This window comes from Colwellia sp. E150_009 (assembly GCF_053543955.1).
Genome location: NZ_JBHFOM010000020.1, coordinates 1 through 16,625, shown reverse-complemented (window position 1 = coordinate 16,625; position 16,625 = coordinate 1). Strand labels below are relative to the sequence as shown.

15 protein-coding genes are annotated in these 16,625 nt (G+C 36.9%); 5 read left to right on the top strand and 10 right to left on the bottom strand.

The genetic code is table 11. The features are described from left to right. Positions 1–84 precede the first annotated feature (84 nt). The 6 genes from ACE1OF_RS10520 to ACE1OF_RS10495 form a co-directional block, all read right to left on the bottom strand. Positions 85–1,773, bottom strand: a complete 1,689-nt coding sequence (locus ACE1OF_RS10520; protein WP_448894340.1) for an NAD-dependent malic enzyme — start codon at positions 1,771–1,773, stop codon at positions 85–87. A gap of 126 nt (positions 1,774–1,899) precedes the next feature. Next, positions 1,900–2,112, bottom strand: coding sequence for a Fe-S cluster assembly protein IscX (gene iscX, locus ACE1OF_RS10515; RefSeq protein WP_448894339.1), 213 nt, complete (start codon positions 2,110–2,112; stop codon positions 1,900–1,902). A 177-nt stretch (positions 2,113–2,289) separates the two neighbouring features. Next, on the bottom strand, positions 2,290–3,837 hold the full coding sequence (locus ACE1OF_RS10510) for an aminotransferase class V-fold PLP-dependent enzyme (protein ID WP_448894338.1): 1,548 nt from the start codon (positions 3,835–3,837) through the stop codon (positions 2,290–2,292). Between the two features lie 73 nt (positions 3,838–3,910). Next, complete coding sequence (locus tag ACE1OF_RS10505; protein ID WP_448894337.1) at positions 3,911–4,384, bottom strand: Lrp/AsnC family transcriptional regulator; 474 nt, start codon at positions 4,382–4,384, stop codon at positions 3,911–3,913. Between the two features lie 550 nt (positions 4,385–4,934). Continuing rightward, positions 4,935–5,372 carry a D-aminoacyl-tRNA deacylase gene (gene dtd, locus ACE1OF_RS10500; protein WP_448894335.1) on the bottom strand — a complete coding sequence of 146 codons (438 nt, stop codon included), beginning with the start codon at positions 5,370–5,372 and terminating at the stop codon, positions 4,935–4,937. Beyond that, a complete protein-coding gene (locus tag ACE1OF_RS10495) occupies positions 5,369–6,253 on the bottom strand; it encodes a virulence factor BrkB family protein (protein ID WP_448894334.1) in 885 nt (294 codons plus the stop codon). The genes dtd and ACE1OF_RS10495 overlap by 4 nt, the downstream gene beginning before the upstream one ends. An 80-nt stretch (positions 6,254–6,333) precedes the next feature. On the opposite strand from ACE1OF_RS10495, the gene ACE1OF_RS10490 reads away from it, so the two are divergent. Then, on the top strand, positions 6,334–6,558 hold the full coding sequence (locus ACE1OF_RS10490) for a hypothetical protein (protein WP_448894422.1): 225 nt from the start codon (positions 6,334–6,336) through the stop codon (positions 6,556–6,558). A gap of 113 nt (positions 6,559–6,671) precedes the next feature. Here the strand turns inward: ACE1OF_RS10490 and typA are convergent, their stop codons facing one another. Beyond that, entirely contained in the window at positions 6,672–8,489 is a 1,818-nt protein-coding gene (gene typA / locus ACE1OF_RS10485; protein WP_448894333.1) for a translational GTPase TypA, read from the bottom strand. A gap of 448 nt (positions 8,490–8,937) precedes the next feature. Here typA and glnA point away from each other — a divergent pair, with 448 nt between their 5' ends. The 4 genes from glnA to glnG all read left to right on the top strand — a co-directional run bounded on the left by glnA (position 8,938) and on the right by glnG (position 13,691). Beyond that, on the top strand, positions 8,938–10,344 hold the full coding sequence (gene glnA, locus ACE1OF_RS10480; RefSeq protein ID WP_448894332.1) for a glutamate--ammonia ligase: 1,407 nt from the start codon (positions 8,938–8,940) through the stop codon (positions 10,342–10,344). A 181-nt stretch (positions 10,345–10,525) separates the two neighbouring features. Continuing rightward, positions 10,526–11,044 carry a DUF4124 domain-containing protein gene (locus ACE1OF_RS10475; RefSeq protein ID WP_448894331.1) on the top strand — a complete coding sequence of 173 codons (519 nt, stop codon included), beginning with the start codon at positions 10,526–10,528 and terminating at the stop codon, positions 11,042–11,044. Between the two features lie 110 nt (positions 11,045–11,154). Beyond that, positions 11,155–12,228, top strand: a complete 1,074-nt coding sequence (gene glnL, locus ACE1OF_RS10470; RefSeq protein WP_448894329.1) for a nitrogen regulation protein NR(II) — start codon at positions 11,155–11,157, stop codon at positions 12,226–12,228. Positions 12,229–12,290: 62 nt separating this feature from the next. Continuing rightward, on the top strand, positions 12,291–13,691 hold the full coding sequence (gene glnG / locus ACE1OF_RS10465) for a nitrogen regulation protein NR(I) (protein ID WP_448894327.1): 1,401 nt from the start codon (positions 12,291–12,293) through the stop codon (positions 13,689–13,691). A gap of 50 nt (positions 13,692–13,741) precedes the next feature. Here glnG and ACE1OF_RS10460 read toward each other — a convergent pair whose 3' ends face one another. From ACE1OF_RS10460 to tuf, 3 genes are all read right to left on the bottom strand, one after another. After that, positions 13,742–14,122 carry a MerC domain-containing protein gene (locus tag ACE1OF_RS10460; protein ID WP_448894325.1) on the bottom strand — a complete coding sequence of 127 codons (381 nt, stop codon included), beginning with the start codon at positions 14,120–14,122 and terminating at the stop codon, positions 13,742–13,744. Positions 14,123–14,249: 127 nt separating this feature from the next. Beyond that, complete coding sequence (epmA, locus tag ACE1OF_RS10455; RefSeq protein WP_448894323.1) at positions 14,250–15,227, bottom strand: elongation factor P--(R)-beta-lysine ligase; 978 nt, start codon at positions 15,225–15,227, stop codon at positions 14,250–14,252. A 205-nt stretch (positions 15,228–15,432) separates the two neighbouring features. Next, positions 15,433–16,617, bottom strand: a complete 1,185-nt coding sequence (tuf, locus tag ACE1OF_RS10450) for an elongation factor Tu (protein WP_448894321.1) — start codon at positions 16,615–16,617, stop codon at positions 15,433–15,435. Positions 16,618–16,625: the final 8 nt, after the last annotated feature.

Here is a 16,625-nt window from a genome sequence, read left to right as displayed (position 1 = left end):
CCGCCAAGCTAAACGCGTTAAATGATACCCTTTTTTATATTTTTCTTTCAGCCATTTATTTGGTTAACAATGGATGTCTAAAACTTATAAGCTAATACGTTTATATTGACGATATTCAGGCTGCCAAAAATTACGCTCAATTTTAGCCAATATTTTTTCATCAGGTAATTCAAGCGCCAATCCTTGTTCATAGGCCACTTTAGCAACAGCAAAAGCCATATCTTTACTCAACTGCGCTATTTCTGTGAAAGGCGGTAATAATGAGCCTTCACCAGTATTGGCTAACGGCGAAGCCGCTGCTAATGTTTCGCTGGCTACTTGTAACATTCTATCGGTTATGCGTTTAATATTCGCTGAAATAACAGCTAAACCAATGCCAGGGAAAATATAACTATTGTTACATTGCGCAATTGAGAATATTGCACCTTGATATTCAACGGGATCAAATGGGCTACCTGTAGCAATAATCACCTTTCCATTTGTCCAATTAATCACTTGTTCTGGTGTCGCTTCAACTTGTCTTGATGGATTACTCAATGGAAAAATAATGGGCTTATCACAATGTTGCTTCATTGCTTTAATGACGTCTTCACTAAACAAACCAGCTTGACCTGAAACTCCAATTAAAATATCAGGTTTAGCACCGTGCATCACCTCTAATAGCGATGCATATTCTCCGCTGATGTCCCATGAAGAAATCGCCACATTACTCTGTACTAATTTTTGTTGGAAATCTCTTAAGTCATTCATACCTTGAGTTAATAAGCCAAATCGATCAACCATAAATATTTGGCTTCGTGCTTCATTAGGCGAAATACCTTCACTGACCATTTGCGTTATAATTTGTTCTGCAATACCACAACCTGCCGAGCCAGCACCAACAAAGGCCACTTTAAGTTGCGACAATTTAACGCCTTTACTTCTACAAGCAGCAAGCAATGTTCCAACGGTTACTGAAGCTGTACCTTGTATATCATCATTAAAACAGCATATTTGATCACGATAACGATTTAACAATGGCATAGCATTTGGTTGAGCAAAGTCTTCAAACTGCAACATAACATGCGGCCATCGGCGTTTAACAGCAGTAATGAACAACTCTAAAAACTCATCATACTCGGCCTGTCCAATACGTTTATGGCGAGCACCCATATACATAGGATCGTCTAATAATTTTTGGTTATTTGTTCCTACATCTAACATCACGGGTAAAGTATACGCGGGGCTGATCCCCCCACAAGCGGTATACAAAGACAGCTTGCCGATAGGAATACCCATACCACCAATACCTTGATCACCTAGTCCTAAAATGCGTTCTCCATCAGTCACTACAATAACTTTTACTTTATTTTTAGTAGCATTTCTTAAAATATCATCAATTTGGTATCTGTCTTCATAAGAGATAAATAAACCTCGTGAACTTCGATAAATATCTGAGAATTGTTCACAAGCATCCCCTACTGTTGGTGTATAAATAATTGGCAGCATTTCAACTAAATGACGTTGTACTAATTTGAAGAATAAAGTCTCATTATTATCATGTATCGCACGTAAATAAATATGCTTATTGATATCATTATGAAAAGAGCTGTACTGCTGATAGGCTCTGTCAACCTGTTCATCTATTGTTTCAAACCGTGGCGGTAATAATCCTGTTAAGTTAAAATTAATACGTTCTTGGCGATCAAAGGCACTACCTTTATTTAATAAGGGGGTTTCTAATAATGTTGGGCCGGCGTAGGGGATATATAATGGGCGATTACTTTTAGTCATTGGCGTTGGCTACTTCTATTACTATTTATTTTTTTGATAAGTTATTGCTTTGATGAATAGTAGAAATACACCAAATCAATGTTGTGCGGCAGTATAAATGATTTTTGCAATAGAGGATAGACTAGCTTAGTCAACTTCATCAATCCAAGCCAACTGTATAGCTTCTAACACGCGCTCACCACAGTGCGAGGGCTCATCGTCAAAACGTTCAAGATCCAACACCCATTGACGAAGATCGGTAAAATGTAACGTTAAAGGGTCAACATTGGGGTGTTGTTCAATAAGATCCAACGCAATTTCTAATGAATCAACCCACTTTAATCCTGATGAAGTGCTCATAAATATTTCCTGATAATAAGAAGCTAAAGAATTTTGCTAAAATAATAAATGAAACCAAAAGTAATCTACTAGTAACATTAGTACAAGCCATAATAATAGCAACCTTGCTCGTTTACAAAAAGCACAATCCGTATGCCACCATTGGCGAAGCTGACTGAGTAACGTGTTTTGGGTCATTTAACTGAATAACCTTTTTAGCATGGTTCTGCTTTCCCTTGGATTTGCTAACCTTGTAATATTTTCACCACAATGTAACGGTTTAAAACCATTAATACCAATATAAGTTTGTGGTTTATCTTCAAGATTAGTTTTCTTTTGAAAATCACCCGTTGCAGGGTTAAATCGATACTCTTGCGACCATTGTGTAATACTAGCCGTTAGGGTATTAATTGCCTCAATAACATATGTAACTTCCTCGTCGGTGGTTGTTGGATGAAAAGAAGCGCGTATCCAGCCTGGTTTTTCACAGAAATCGCCCTCATCAATTTGTTGAGTAATTTTTTGTGATTTATCATGATCAACATTAAGCAAAATGTGACCATACGTGCCCGCACATGAACAACCACCACGTGTTTGAATACCAAATTTGTCGTTAAGTAAACGTACGACTAAATTATAATGCACGTTTGTAATATAAAACGATACGATAGCTAGGCGGTCGGTAATTCTCGGCTCAAGCATCTTTACCTGCTCATTTTTGCTAAGTTCCCCCATAACATGGTCAACTATCTCTTTCTCACGTACGGCAATATTTTCGGTACCCATAGCCTCTTTAACCTTAATCGCTAAAGCTGTACGTATACATTGTAAGAAACCTGGTGTCCCACCATCTTCACGTATTTCTATATTATTGAAAAAACTATGTGATCCCCACGGATTTGTCCATGTTACAGTGCCACCACCAGGGTGATCTGGCACTTTATTTTTATATAAGGTTTTGTTAAAAATGAGTACACCTGAACTGCCTGGCCCACCAAGGAATTTATGAGGTGAAAAGAATATAGCGTCTAAAGCTTGTGCTTTACTGACTGGGTGCATATCAATATCAACATAAGGTGCTGAGCAAGCAAAATCTACAAAACATAAACCGCCATGCTGGTGCATTATTTCTGCCAGTTGATGATAAGGTGTTTTGATTCCTGTAACATTTGAACACGCTGTAAATGTACCAATTTTTATTTTACGATTTTTATAACGTTCTAATAAATCGACTAAGGCATCTAGTGACGGCAAACCATTGCTATCACTTGCAACAATCTCTAAAGTAACATCACACTCATACCAAGTAGTTTGATTTGAGTGATGCTCCATATGCGTAATAAAAACAACGGGCTTGTCCTCCTCACAAAAGATTACTTGCTCAGCCATCCGCTCTGGAATTCGTAATCCTAAAATTCGTTGAAACTTATTGACCACATCTGTCATGCCTGCACCAGAGGTGATTAAGATATCATTATCACAAGCATTAACATGTCGTTTAATTACTTTTTGAGCATCATGATATGCCAAGGTCATGGTGCTACCCGTTAAATTAGTTTCAGTATGAGTGTTAGCAACATAAGGTCCAAGGGTATTCGTTATATAGTCTTCAATGGGTTGGTATAAACGTCCACTCGCTGTCCAATCTGCATAGATAATATGTTGTTGCTTGCCATTAATTTCATGGGTCAGATTTTGACCAATGATATGTTGGCGAAATTTAGAAAAATGTTGTGCTAACAACATAATAGCATCCTCTTATGCACCACTATTTTGAATAATGGTAAATTAATATAAGAAAGAGCTGTTATACCTACCTTTACCTATTTTCAGGCATAATTAATGGTAATTCTGTAGAACGTTTTATCTCTTCCATAGCAAAACTAGAGGTGACATCAGTCAAGCTTGTTGCCTGAATAAAGCGTTGATAAAACGCATCATAGCTAGCAATGTCTTTGACAACTACCCGAAGCAAATAATCATACTCGCCACTCATACGATAAAAATCCACGACTTCTGGAAATGCTGAAACAGTTTTAGAAAACTGCGCCAGCCAATCACTGTCATGCTTACTGGTTTTTACTTGAACAAACACTGAAACACTTAGGTCTAACAATTTTGCATCAAGCAAGGCCACTTTACGTTTGATGATACCGCTTTGTTCTAGTTTTTGTAGACGACGCCAACAAGGAGTTTTAGTTAACCCGACTCGTTTGGCTAACTCATCTATCGCAATACTAACATCACGCTGTAAAATAGCAACAAGCCGCAAATCTATGTCATTTAAATCCATTTTGTTCCACATATTATAAAATATTTAAAACAAAATACTAAGTAACAACAAAAAAAGCAAGTAAATAGAAAATTTATAAAAAGAAAAAGTAAAAGAGAGGAATTAAGTTTTTTCGAGAATAGAAATAAATAGTAAAAATATTTCATTATTTAGGGAAAATCAATAACGGTTACCTGTGTTTTAGACAAAGCACACGCTTTAACCTATTAACCACTTATCAGACATTTACACTAAAAAGTCATTGGCAATGAGTTAACTAATGTTCCTTTCTTATCATCAAGCCCGTTAATACAAACCCGACCAAAAATTTGCACCCCCTTAAAACCTTAGAGCACTTTAATGCCTTCTACACTAGAAAATCATAATTCAAATCAATTGTTGTTGCTGATGCAGAGCTTATACAAAGAGATATTACAATAGCAACCATCAATTTTTTAACGCTATTAGTAAACATAGAACCCCTTGGTTTTATCTTGATAAATAAACATTCAATTATCTTTTTTATATTGAAAATATTTCAAGAAATTAACATACTAGTTGTCATTATTGATTAAATAGTTAAAGTAAAGGTAACTGGCCCATCATTTAGTAGCTTAACTTTCATATCCGCAGCAAATTCACCTGTTGGTACACTAAAACCTTTTTCACGTAATTGCTGACAAAAATATAGATACAAATCATTGCTAAATTCTGGTTTCGCGGCTGAAGTAAAACTAGGGCGCATAGCGCTATTGGTATCTGCCGCTAAAGTAAACTGTGAAACAACCAAAATATCACCATGAATTTGTTGAACATTAAGATTCATTTTTCCATTTTCATCATTAAATACACGATAACCTGCCACGCGTTCAGAAAGGCGCTTTGCTTTGGCTTGTGTATCTTCAGGTTGAACTGCAAGAAAAACCAGTAAACCTTGGTTAATTTCGCCCACAACTTTCTGGTTTACCGTAACACTCGCCCAACTAACTCTTTGAATTAAAGCTATCATACAAGTTCATCCTCCCCCTCAGATTCGTTTTCTAGTTCATATTCTTGTAAAGACACGGTAATAACTGCGCCACCTAAAACAATAACCCAAGATAAATAAACCCATAAAAACAAAATAGGCACTATTGATAAGGCGCCATATATAGCTTGATAAGATGGAAAGGCTGTAAGGTATTCTGCAAATATTTTTTTGGCAAGCTCAAATAAAACGGCCGCAATTAATGCACCAAAGAAAGCAAATTTAAATGGTACTGGTTTATTGGGTACCAACATATAAAGTAATATAAAAGCCGCCATTGAAGACATTAACGGTAATAAACGGAATAGCGTATTAGTAATACCAAAACTATCTTCCACTCCCGTTGTTACCAGTGACACTATGTAAGAGGTTATGGCAATACTTGCACCAACTAATATTGGTCCTAAGGTCAAGATCATCCAGTACATAGAAAATGACGTAATTACACGTCGCTTTTGGGTTACTTGCCAAATATTATTGAATGTTTTATCGATAGACGATATTAGTAATAAGGCAGCAAAAAACAAAAATGAAATAGCAACAGCAGACATTTTTGACGCGTTATCAACAAAAGAGGATAAATATTTTTGCACCACATCACTTGCCGTTGGCATAAAATTATCATAAACAAATTGTTCTACACTATGATGAATGTCTGCAAAAATAGGAAATGCTGTTGCCACGGATAAAGCAACAACCATCAAAGGGACAAGTGACATTAAACTAACATAAGACAAATAACCTGCAACAACTTGTAATTGCGCTTTTTTTATTCGCACTAATAAATAGTGAAAGAAAGAAACATAATGTCTTAAAGGTAAGGAATTTTGTAGCCGTTTATAATGTGTATACAGTGAACTCATATTTACTAACAATTTGGTTATTTTTAAATGCTTAAGATTATATTATGATAACAGTAATGAGTTTACTAGCAAGGTGTGATATGTCGGAACAAGGTTCAGCAGGCAATGTTATTGCCGCAATTTGTAATGTGTTTTTCCCTGGATTAGGTCAATTAGTGCAAGGAAGAATATTGCCTGCACTTATTTTTGCCATTGTTTGTGTTGGAGGCTATGCTTTGTGGTGGTTTATTATTCCTGCCATTATTGCTGGAATCTTTCACTTATATGCAATTATTGATGCAGCGACTTATAAAAATAACCGTTAGTTAAAATAACTTTTAGCTAAATTTACACAGGGGTGATAAAAAAAGCCGTCTGACTATGCATCAGACGGCTTTTTAATTTCTACAATAATGCGTTTGAAGATTACTTCAACATATTACTTTGCTGAGCGACCTTCACGTTTTCGATCATTCTCTTTCAAGAATTTCTTACGAATACGGATATTCTCTGGCGTCACTTCAACTAACTCATCATTATCGATAAATTCTAATGCTTGCTCTAACGTCATTTTAATCGCTGGCGTTAATACTTGCGCTTCATCAGTACCAGACGAACGCACGTTAGTTAATTGCTTACCTTTTAGAACATTTACAGTTAAATCGTTGTCACGATTATGAATACCAACAACTTGCCCTTCATAAACATCAACACCATGACCAATCATCATACGGCCACGAGATTGAAGGTTAAAAATAGCATTTGTTAACGCTTTACCTGTTGCATTGGCAATCATCACGCCATTTAAGCGTTGACCAATATCGCCACCTTTATGAGGACCATATTCAAAAAATGTGTGGTAAATCAAACCTGAACCCGAAGTAATAGTCATAAATTCAGTTTGGAAACCAATTAAACCACGACTTGGCATGATGAAATCCATGCGGATTCGTCCTGTTCCGTCTGGTGCCATATCAGTTAATTCGGCTTTACGAATACCCATTTTTTCCATGATAGTACCTTGATGTTGCTCTTCAACATCAATCGTTACTGTTTCATAAGGTTCTTGTAATACACCATCAATTTGACGTTCAATCACTTCTGGACGAGATACAGCCAATTCATAACCTTCACGGCGCATATTTTCAATTAATATACCAAGGTGAAGTTCACCACGACCTGAAACTTTAAATTTATCAGGGTCATCTAATTGTTCAACACGTAATGCCACATTATGAACTAATTCTTTTTCTAAACGGTCTTTAATATTACGTGACGTTACAAACTTACCTTCTTTACCACAAAATGGTGAGGTATTAACTTGAAAAGTCATATTAATAGTCGGTTCATCAATTGACAACGCTGGTAAACTTTCAACTTCATTAGGACAACAAATCGTATCAGAAATTTTTAATTCACCTAAACCTGTAATAGCAATAATATCACCAGCCTCAGCAATTTGAGTTTCATGACGATCAAGTCCTAAATAGCCGAAAACTTTACCGACTTTACCATTATGAAGATTACCTGATGCACATTTCACTGTAACTTGTTGGTTTGGTTTTACACTTCCGCGAGTAATACGTCCTACACCGATTACACCTAGGTATGAACTATAATCAAGTTGCGAAATTTGCATTTGAAATGAACCATCGGGATCAGCATTTGGTGAAGGCACTTCATTAATAATTGTATTAAATAAAGGCGTCATATCAGAACCAACTTCACCTTCTTCAAGCGAAGCCCAACCATTAATAGCTGAAGCATAAACAACTTTAAAATCAAGTTGCTCATCAGTTGCTCCTAATTTATCAAATAATTCAAAAACTTGATCCATAACCCAATCAGGACGCGAACCAGGTTTATCAACTTTATTGATAACAAGAATTGGCTTCAAACCTTGCGCAAACGCTTTTTGCGTAACAAAGCGTGTTTGTGGCATAGGGCCTTCTTGAGCATCAACAATAAGTAATACACTATCAACCATAGACATTACACGCTCTACTTCACCACCGAAATCAGCATGGCCAGGAGTGTCAACAATATTGATACGGTAGTCATTCCAGTTAACAGCGGTATTTTTCGCTAAAATTGTGATTCCACGTTCTTTTTCAATATCATTTGAATCCATAACACGTTCGTCATGACCAACACGCGCATCTAAGGTACCCGACTGCTCAAGTAATTTATCTACAAGGGTGGTTTTTCCATGGTCAACGTGGGCAATGATGGCAACGTTACGTAATTTATCTAACACAGGCGTTTACTCGCTGTTACTATTATTTATATCGCAACTAACTAGAAGCTGTGCATAAATAACTATGGCTATAAGTGGGCGCGCATTATACAGTAGATTCGTTTTAAAAGATATTAATTATCCAAAGCTAATTTTGTATTCAAACTACATTTGATCAAATTATTCATAAATTACTTAATCAACAACGAAGCAATATCCACAAAAAGGTAAATTAAATACAACAAAAATATTTAAATACTATATAGTTATTTGCAGATTATTATCGTTCAATGCGATATGCACCAAAAAGATCAGTTGCCGCACCAACATGGTGCTTCAATGTTTTTACACATTAACTAAATCATTGTTTATAAAAGATTAAATTATTGGCATAATAATAGCTTAATATAAAAACAAGAATTGGTGTATACCAAAAGAAATAAAACTAACCTCACTGGAGAGACTAAAAATGTCACAAGCAGTATTTGATTTAATAAAAGAGCACGACGTCAAATTTATTGACCTTCGTTTTACCGACTCAAAAGGTAAAGAGCAACACGTTTCTATTCCTCATCATCAAGTTGATGAAGATTTCTTCGAAGATGGCAAAATGTTTGATGGCTCGTCTATCCAAGGTTGGAAGGGTATCAATGAATCTGACATGGTTATGATGCCTGTAGCTGACTCTGCTGTATTAGACCCTTTCTCTGAAGCATCTACATTAATTATTCGTTGTGACATTTTAGAACCAAGCACAATGCAAGGTTACAGCCGTGATCCTCGTTCAGTAGCAAAACGTGCTGAAGAGTATATGCGTGGTACAGGTCTTGCTGACACCGTGTTAATTGGTCCAGAACCAGAGTTTTTCTTGTTTGATGATGTTCGTTTTAGCACCGATATGAGCGGTTCATTCTATAAAATTGATGATAAAGAAGCTGCATGGAATTCAGGTACTGAATATGAAGAAGGCAATATGGGTCACCGTCCTGGCGTAAAAGGTGGTTATTTCCCTACTTCTCCTGTTGATTCATCACAAGATATTCGCTCAGCCATGTGTTTAGTAATGGAAGATATGGGCCTAGTGGTTGAAGCTCATCACCATGAAGTAGCAACAGCAGGTCAAAACGAAATTGCTTGTCGTTTTAATACGATGGTATTGAAGGCTGATGAAGTACAAACTTATAAATATGTTGTACATAACGTAGCTCACGCTTACGGTAAAACGGCTACTTTCATGCCTAAACCATTAGTAGGTGACAATGGCTCAGGTATGCATGTTCATCAATCACTTGCTAAAGATGGCGTTAACTTATTTGCTGGTGATAAATACGGCGGTTTATCTGAAATGGCGCTTTATTATATTGGTGGTATTATTAAACACGCTAAAGCATTAAATGCGTTCACTAACCCATCAACTAACTCTTATAAGCGTTTGGTTCCTCACTTTGAAGCACCTGTAATGCTTGCTTATTCAGCACGTAACCGTTCTGCATCTATTCGTATCCCAATTGTGCCATCACCAAAAGCAATGCGTATTGAAGCCCGTTTCCCTGATCCAGCGGCAAACCCCTATTTAGCTTTTTCAGCATTATTAATGGCTGGCCTTGATGGTATTAAAAACAAGATACATCCTGGCGATGCAATGGATAAAGATTTATATGACCTGCCAGCAGAAGAAGCAGCAGCTATCCCACAAGTAGCAACCTCTTTGGATGATGCCCTTGACAGTTTAGAAGCAGATTATGAGTTTTTAATCGAGGGCGGTGTTATGGATAAAGACATGATTGATGCATACATAGCACTCAAACGTGAAGAGTCACAACGTGTTAACATGACAACACACCCTGTAGAGTTTGAATTATACTATAGCGTATAATAAAACAGCCTCTTTAAAAAAACTCACTTCGGTGAGTTTTTTTATGCCCAAATATAAAAATAGAAGAAAGTTACTTTTCTGTGGTAAATAGGAACTTTTTTGTATAGATTGTAGATATCTATGTTCACATTTTGTAGAGAATTTGGATATATCTGAAAGTACTGGATATACTTAATTGATTATGACTAAATTTATTTTACTAATATTGCTAACCTTATCGCTCTCAATTCCTGTCAACGCGAGTACAGCAAAAATCTATGTGTGGCGTAATGAAAATGGCGAATTAGTATATTCTGATACCCCTAGACCGGGTGCTGAAGAAGTAAAAACCAGAAAAGGTAATGTAATAAAGTCATCAACAACTTTAGAAACACAAGTTCTTGATATAAAGCCAAAGAAAATTACTGAAGATTATCAAGTAACTATCAGCCATCCGCAAGACAACGCCACTATTAGAGATAATACAGGGTCTGTTTTTGTCAGTGGCATCATTACGCCAATTTTTAAACGCGGTTTAAAAATTCAGCTCATCTTAGATGATAAACCTTATCAACAACCGCAAAGCGACACACGCTTCTCGCTTCGCAATGTAGACCGTGGCGAACACCAAATAAAAATGAAAATATTTAACGAACAAGGCAAGATAATTGCATCATCTAAGCCAATAACGTTTTATATGCACAGAGCTTCTGTAAATTAGTAAAGATTAGCACTAAACTGCAGCATCGAGCACTGCAAATAAAACCTTTCTAGAATATACTAAACTGACCGCACCATATTAGTGCATCGTTAGTGTAAATATGAGGCTTTATGTTGCACACAAGAAAAAAAATCCAACAACTTAAAATTGGTTACCAGCAAACACTGGCTAATCAACTAGTCACGGCTGTGCTTATACTTGATCAAAACTTAACAATTTGTTACGTAAATCCTGCCGCAGAAGCATTATTAATTAAAAGTTTAAATAAATTATATGGGTGCCCTTATGATTTGATTTTTACCAATACTTCATTAACGCGCACTCGCTTAGAACTGCTACTTAAAACAGGTCAAGAGCTTACTGACAGTGAGATTGAAATAGAGCTTGGTGAAAATCATCGATTTACCGCTGAGGTAACTGCTTCTGCAGTAGAATTTAATCATCTACCACATGTACTGATTGAATTTAAACAAATCGATCAGCAAAAACAAATTAGTTTAGAAGTATTTCAGCATCAACAATGGATTGCCGCCCGAGATTTAATTAAAGGCTTAGCCCATGAAATAAAAAACCCCCTTGGAGGACTTCGTGGGGCTGCCCAGCTATTAAATAAAGAACTTGATAAAGAGCAGCAAGAATACACAGAGATGATTATTGAACAAGCCGACAGATTAACAAATTTAGTAGATAGGTTACTAGGGCCAAATCAATTACCTCAAATTGAAAGCCACAATATACATTCAGTATTAGAAAAAGTTTGTCAGGTGGTTAATTTTTCAAATGAAAAAACGATAAAATTAAAGCGGGATTACGACCCATCAATTCCAGCAATAGAGTGCGACCAAGAAAAGATACAACAAGCCGTACTCAATATAGTAAATAATGCCATACAAGCCATTCCAGCTAATAGCACGATCACATTAAAAACACGCATTGCTAGTAACAAAACCATCAATGGTAAGCAAGTAAAACTCGCAATAAAAATTAGCATTATTGATGACGGCCCTGGTATACCTCCTGAAATCCAAGATACGTTATTTTACCCTATGGTGTCAGGGCGTTCGAATGGTACAGGCTTAGGTTTGTCTATTGCACAAACACTCGTCAACCAGCACAACGGTAAATTGGCTTGTCATAGCCGTCCTGGACATACGGAATTTATAATACTACTGCCTTTAACATAATCTAACAGAATAAAACATAGTCCCCGATATATGGGCATAACGTTAACCCGAGAGAAAGCATAATGATCACTGAACAAGTATGGATAGTTGATGACGACAGTTCGATTAGATGGGTTTTAGAAAAAGCCTTCACTAAAGCAAACATTACAAGCGCGTCATTTGAAAGTGCAAATAACTTATTAATTGCACTTGATCATGATCAACCCGAAGTTATTATATCTGACATTCGAATGCCCGAAATTGATGGCATGAGTTTACTTAATGCAATAAGCCAAAATCACCCAGATATCCCCGTAATTATTATGACCGCACACTCTGATTTAGACAGTGCTGTTAATGCTTACCAAGGTGGTGCGTTTGAGTACCTACCAAAACCTTTTGACGTGGATGAAGCGGTCACTCTAACAAAACGTGCTTTGACTCACGCCCGGGAACAAAATGCAAAAAAACAACAGAAAGAAACGGCCCCCCTTGCTTCAGGATTAATCGGTGAAGCTCCAGCAATGCAGGAAGTTTTTCGGGCAATTGGGCGTCTATCTCGTTCAAGTATAAGCGTTTTAATTAACGGTGAGTCTGGTACAGGTAAAGAATTAGTTGCTCACGCCTTACATTCACATAGTCCGCGATCGAAATCACCTTTTATTCCATTAAATATGGCAGCGATACCAAAAGACTTAATAGAGTCAGAATTATTTGGTCATGAAAAAGGTGCCTTTACTGGCGCAAACTCGGTACGCCAAGGCCGGTTTGAACAGGCCCACGGTGGCACTTTATTTTTAGATGAAATTGGCGATATGCCGTTAGAAATTCAAACACGATTATTACGTGTGTTATCAGACGGGCAATTTTACCGTGTGGGTGGGCATTCGCCTGTACAAGTTGATGTACGTATTATAGCTGCAACACACCAGAATTTAGAAGACAGAGTCAATAGTAATGAATTTAGAGAGGATTTATTCCATCGTCTCAATGTGATTCGTATTCAATTACCCAGTTTGCGAGAAAGACGAGAAGATATACCACAGCTTAGCCAGCATTTTCTTAAACAAGCTGCCAATGAATTAAGTGTTGAATCGAAAACAATCAGTAAAAAAGCAGCCGCTTTTTTACAGCAATTTCAATGGCCTGGAAATGTACGCCAACTTGAAAATATTTGTAGGTTTCTCACTGTGATGGCTAGTGGTCAAGAAATATTACTCGAAGATTTACCCAGTGAATTAACAGAGGTCACCACCAAAAACAATGCTGAAGTTTCTTCATGGCAATCAGCATTAAGTGATTGGATGGATCATGAGCTAGCCCAAGGCCATGATGCAATTTTAAACACCGCAATGCCCGAGTTTGAAAAAGTAATGTTAGAACGCGCACTACTATTTACCCAAGGCCACAAACAAGATGCAGCAAAGAAACTAGGCTGGGGAAGAAATACACTAACAAGAAAATTAAAAGAACTAAATTTGTAAGAGAGCATGTTGTTAATGAAAATACTCTCGCAAACGATTTAAAGGATTAATTAAGAGCTACAAGTATCTTCATCACATGACTTACAGCTATTACACAACTTAATATTAATATAATGGGCTGCAATTATTAGGCTTGCGCCACCAAGGATAAAATAAATCTCAACTGATTCGGAGAAATCATGTTTTATCCAATAAAGTGCAACACCTAAATATAGCAAATAAAATGGGTATAGACGTTTGTGATAACGTTTAAACCCTGAAAAAAGAGCCATTGTACCTAATGCAGCTGTCATCAGTAAAAATACATGCTCCCATGTGTGATCAACTAAGAAGCTTAAACCCATCAAGGGTAAAATAGGGATAAGAATAGGCAATAGTATACAATGTAATGCACACAATGATGTTGCTGTAATGCCGATTCGATCTAACATGATATCCCAACGTATAGTTTAAGTAGTGATTTTATTGATTGTTTATTTAGCAAGACCACGCATAGTAACGCTATAATGTAATAATATCACAATTGATATATCATAACATTAGTTTAATAATAAAAGTTTAACTATTTTCAATTGAGAAACTAATAACATCTTTAATATGAGTAGATTTTAACGCTAACATAATCAAACGATCTATACCTAAAGCAACGCCTGCACATTGCGGCATCCCAGACACCAAGGCAGAAATGAAATTTTGATCTATGAGTTTCTCCTCAAGACTTAAAGAAACTCGTTTCTCATTATCTATTTGAAAGCGCTCAATTTGCTTTATACTGTCTGTTAATTCATTAAAGCCATTTGCCAATTCAATGCCTTGATAATAACATTCAAAGCGTTCAGCTACTCTATCATCTCTTGGACACAATTTAGCCAACGATGCTTGAGATTTCGGGAAATTGTAAATAAAACAAGGCGCTTCCAAACCAATATTCGGTTCAATTATTTCGCTGAAAATAAACTGTAATAAAATATCATTATCATCCATCTTGGTAAGCCAATCACTTAATTTACCCCGTTCACTTATCACTACGAGTAATTCATTCCGCGTTGCCGTTAACGGATCCAAACTCACATATTGTTTGAAAATATCTTGATACGTATGGATTGTTGGATCTGAACAATGTAAAACATCCACGAGTAAATCACTGACTTCTTCCATTAAATCAAAATGATTAAAACCCACTCGATACCATTCAAGCATAGTGAATTCTGGATTGTGAAACCGCCCAGCTTCTTCATGTCGAAACGCTTTTGCTATTTGAAAAATACAGCCATACCCTGAAGCTAATAAGCGTTTCATATGAAATTCGGGCGATGTTTGTAGAAAGAAATCAGCAGAGTTTTGGTCAGAACTATCACTAAGAAAGCTATATTTACAACTTAACGCGTCTAGATGTACATCGGTAACTGTACCTTGAGATAAAGCGGGTGTTTCCACTTCCACAACATTACGATCTGCAAAAAACTGTCTGATCCGTTGTAGTATGTTCGCTCGTTTCTGAGCGTTTTCCCAAGAGAGTGTACTTTGCCAAGGCATAATTGTTCCAGTTGCGAGTTTATAAAAATTTAAAACAAAAAAGGCCGCCTCCTAAATTACACAGGAAACGACCTTTTAATAAAACTATCTAGCATTAATTTGCTCGATAACTGATGGTTTAATAAGGCGTAGGCACGGAGTTGACGCTAGTCAATAACTACTTCCAATGCCACCAACATAAATTCTAGCGCAAATTAGTTATCAATTAAGCGATAATTGATGATACTACACCAGCACCTACGGTACGGCCACCTTCACGAATCGCGAAACGTAAACCTTCATCCATCGCTACTGGGTTGATTAGCTCAACAACAAATTTCAAGTTATCACCTGGCATTACCATTTCTACACCTTCTGGTAACTCTACTGAGCCAGTGATGTCAGTTGTACGGAAATAAAACTGTGGACGGTAACCTTTAAAGAATGGCGTATGACGACCACCTTCATCTTTAGAAAGTACGTATACTTCTGATTCAAATTTTGTATGAGGTGAAATTGAACCAGGCTTACATAATACTTGACCACGTTCAACGTCTTCACGTTTAAGACCACGTAGAAGAACACCACAGTTCTCACCAGCACGACCTTCGTCAAGCAATTTACGGAACATTTCAACACCTGTACAAGTAGATTTTTGTGTATCACGGATACCTACTACTTCTACTTCTTCACCTACTTTGATGATTCCACGTTCAACACGGCCTGTTACAACAGTACCACGACCTGAAATTGAGAAAACATCTTCAATTGGCATGATGAATGCGCCATCAATTGCACGTTCTGGCTCTGGAATATAAGAATCAAGTGCATCAGCAAGTTCAACTACTTTTGCTTCCCATTTTTCTTCGCCTTGAAGTGCGCCTAATGCTGAACCTTGAATTACTGGTAAATCATCACCTGGGAATTCATATTCGCTAAGAAGTTCACGAACTTCCATTTCGACTAATTCTAATAATTCTTCATCGTCAACCATGTCACATTTGTTCATGAAAACAATGATGTATGGTACACCAACTTGGCGAGACAATAAGATGTGCTCACGTGTTTGTGGCATAGGACCATCGGTTGCTGCAACTACTAAGATTGCGCCATCCATTTGTGCCGCACCAGTAATCATGTTTTTGATGTAATCAGCATGGCCTGGGCAATCTACGTGTGCGTAGTGACGTGTTTCTGTATCATATTCAATGTGTGATGTATTGATTGTAATACCACGTTCACGCTCTTCTGGTGCATTATCGATTTGTGCGAAATCTTTAACTTCACCACCGTGTACTTTAGTTAATACCGCAGAGATAGCGGCTGTTAAAGTTGTTTTACCGTGATCAACGTGTCCGATAGTACCAACGTTTACATGTGGTTTATTACGTTCAAATTTTTCTTTAGCCATTTTTCAAT

What these genes read in the sequence shown, in the direction of transcription:
- ACE1OF_RS10475 (WP_448894331.1), top strand. Translation starts at nt 10,526, where the DNA reads ATGACTAAATTTATTTTACTAATATTGCTAACCTTATCGCTCTCAATT.
- epmA (WP_448894323.1), bottom strand. Translation starts at nt 15,227, where the DNA reads ATGCCTTGGCAAAGTACACTCTCTTGGGAAAACGCTCAGAAACGAGCG.
- ACE1OF_RS10490 (WP_448894422.1), top strand. Translation starts at nt 6,334, where the DNA reads ATGTCGGAACAAGGTTCAGCAGGCAATGTTATTGCCGCAATTTGTAAT.
- glnL (WP_448894329.1), top strand. Translation starts at nt 11,155, where the DNA reads ATGTTGCACACAAGAAAAAAAATCCAACAACTTAAAATTGGTTACCAG.
- ACE1OF_RS10505 (WP_448894337.1), bottom strand. Translation starts at nt 4,384, where the DNA reads ATGGATTTAAATGACATAGATTTGCGGCTTGTTGCTATTTTACAGCGT.
- glnA (WP_448894332.1), top strand. Translation starts at nt 8,938, where the DNA reads ATGTCACAAGCAGTATTTGATTTAATAAAAGAGCACGACGTCAAATTT.
- ACE1OF_RS10460 (WP_448894325.1), bottom strand. Translation starts at nt 14,122, where the DNA reads ATGTTAGATCGAATCGGCATTACAGCAACATCATTGTGTGCATTACAT.
- tuf (WP_448894321.1), bottom strand. Translation starts at nt 16,617, where the DNA reads ATGGCTAAAGAAAAATTTGAACGTAATAAACCACATGTAAACGTTGGT.
- dtd (WP_448894335.1), bottom strand. Translation starts at nt 5,372, where the DNA reads ATGATAGCTTTAATTCAAAGAGTTAGTTGGGCGAGTGTTACGGTAAAC.
- ACE1OF_RS10520 (WP_448894340.1), bottom strand. Translation starts at nt 1,773, where the DNA reads ATGACTAAAAGTAATCGCCCATTATATATCCCCTACGCCGGCCCAACA.
- ACE1OF_RS10510 (WP_448894338.1), bottom strand. Translation starts at nt 3,837, where the DNA reads ATGTTGTTAGCACAACATTTTTCTAAATTTCGCCAACATATCATTGGT.
- iscX (WP_448894339.1), bottom strand. Translation starts at nt 2,112, where the DNA reads ATGAGCACTTCATCAGGATTAAAGTGGGTTGATTCATTAGAAATTGCG.
- ACE1OF_RS10495 (WP_448894334.1), bottom strand. Translation starts at nt 6,253, where the DNA reads ATGAGTTCACTGTATACACATTATAAACGGCTACAAAATTCCTTACCT.
- glnG (WP_448894327.1), top strand. Translation starts at nt 12,291, where the DNA reads ATGATCACTGAACAAGTATGGATAGTTGATGACGACAGTTCGATTAGA.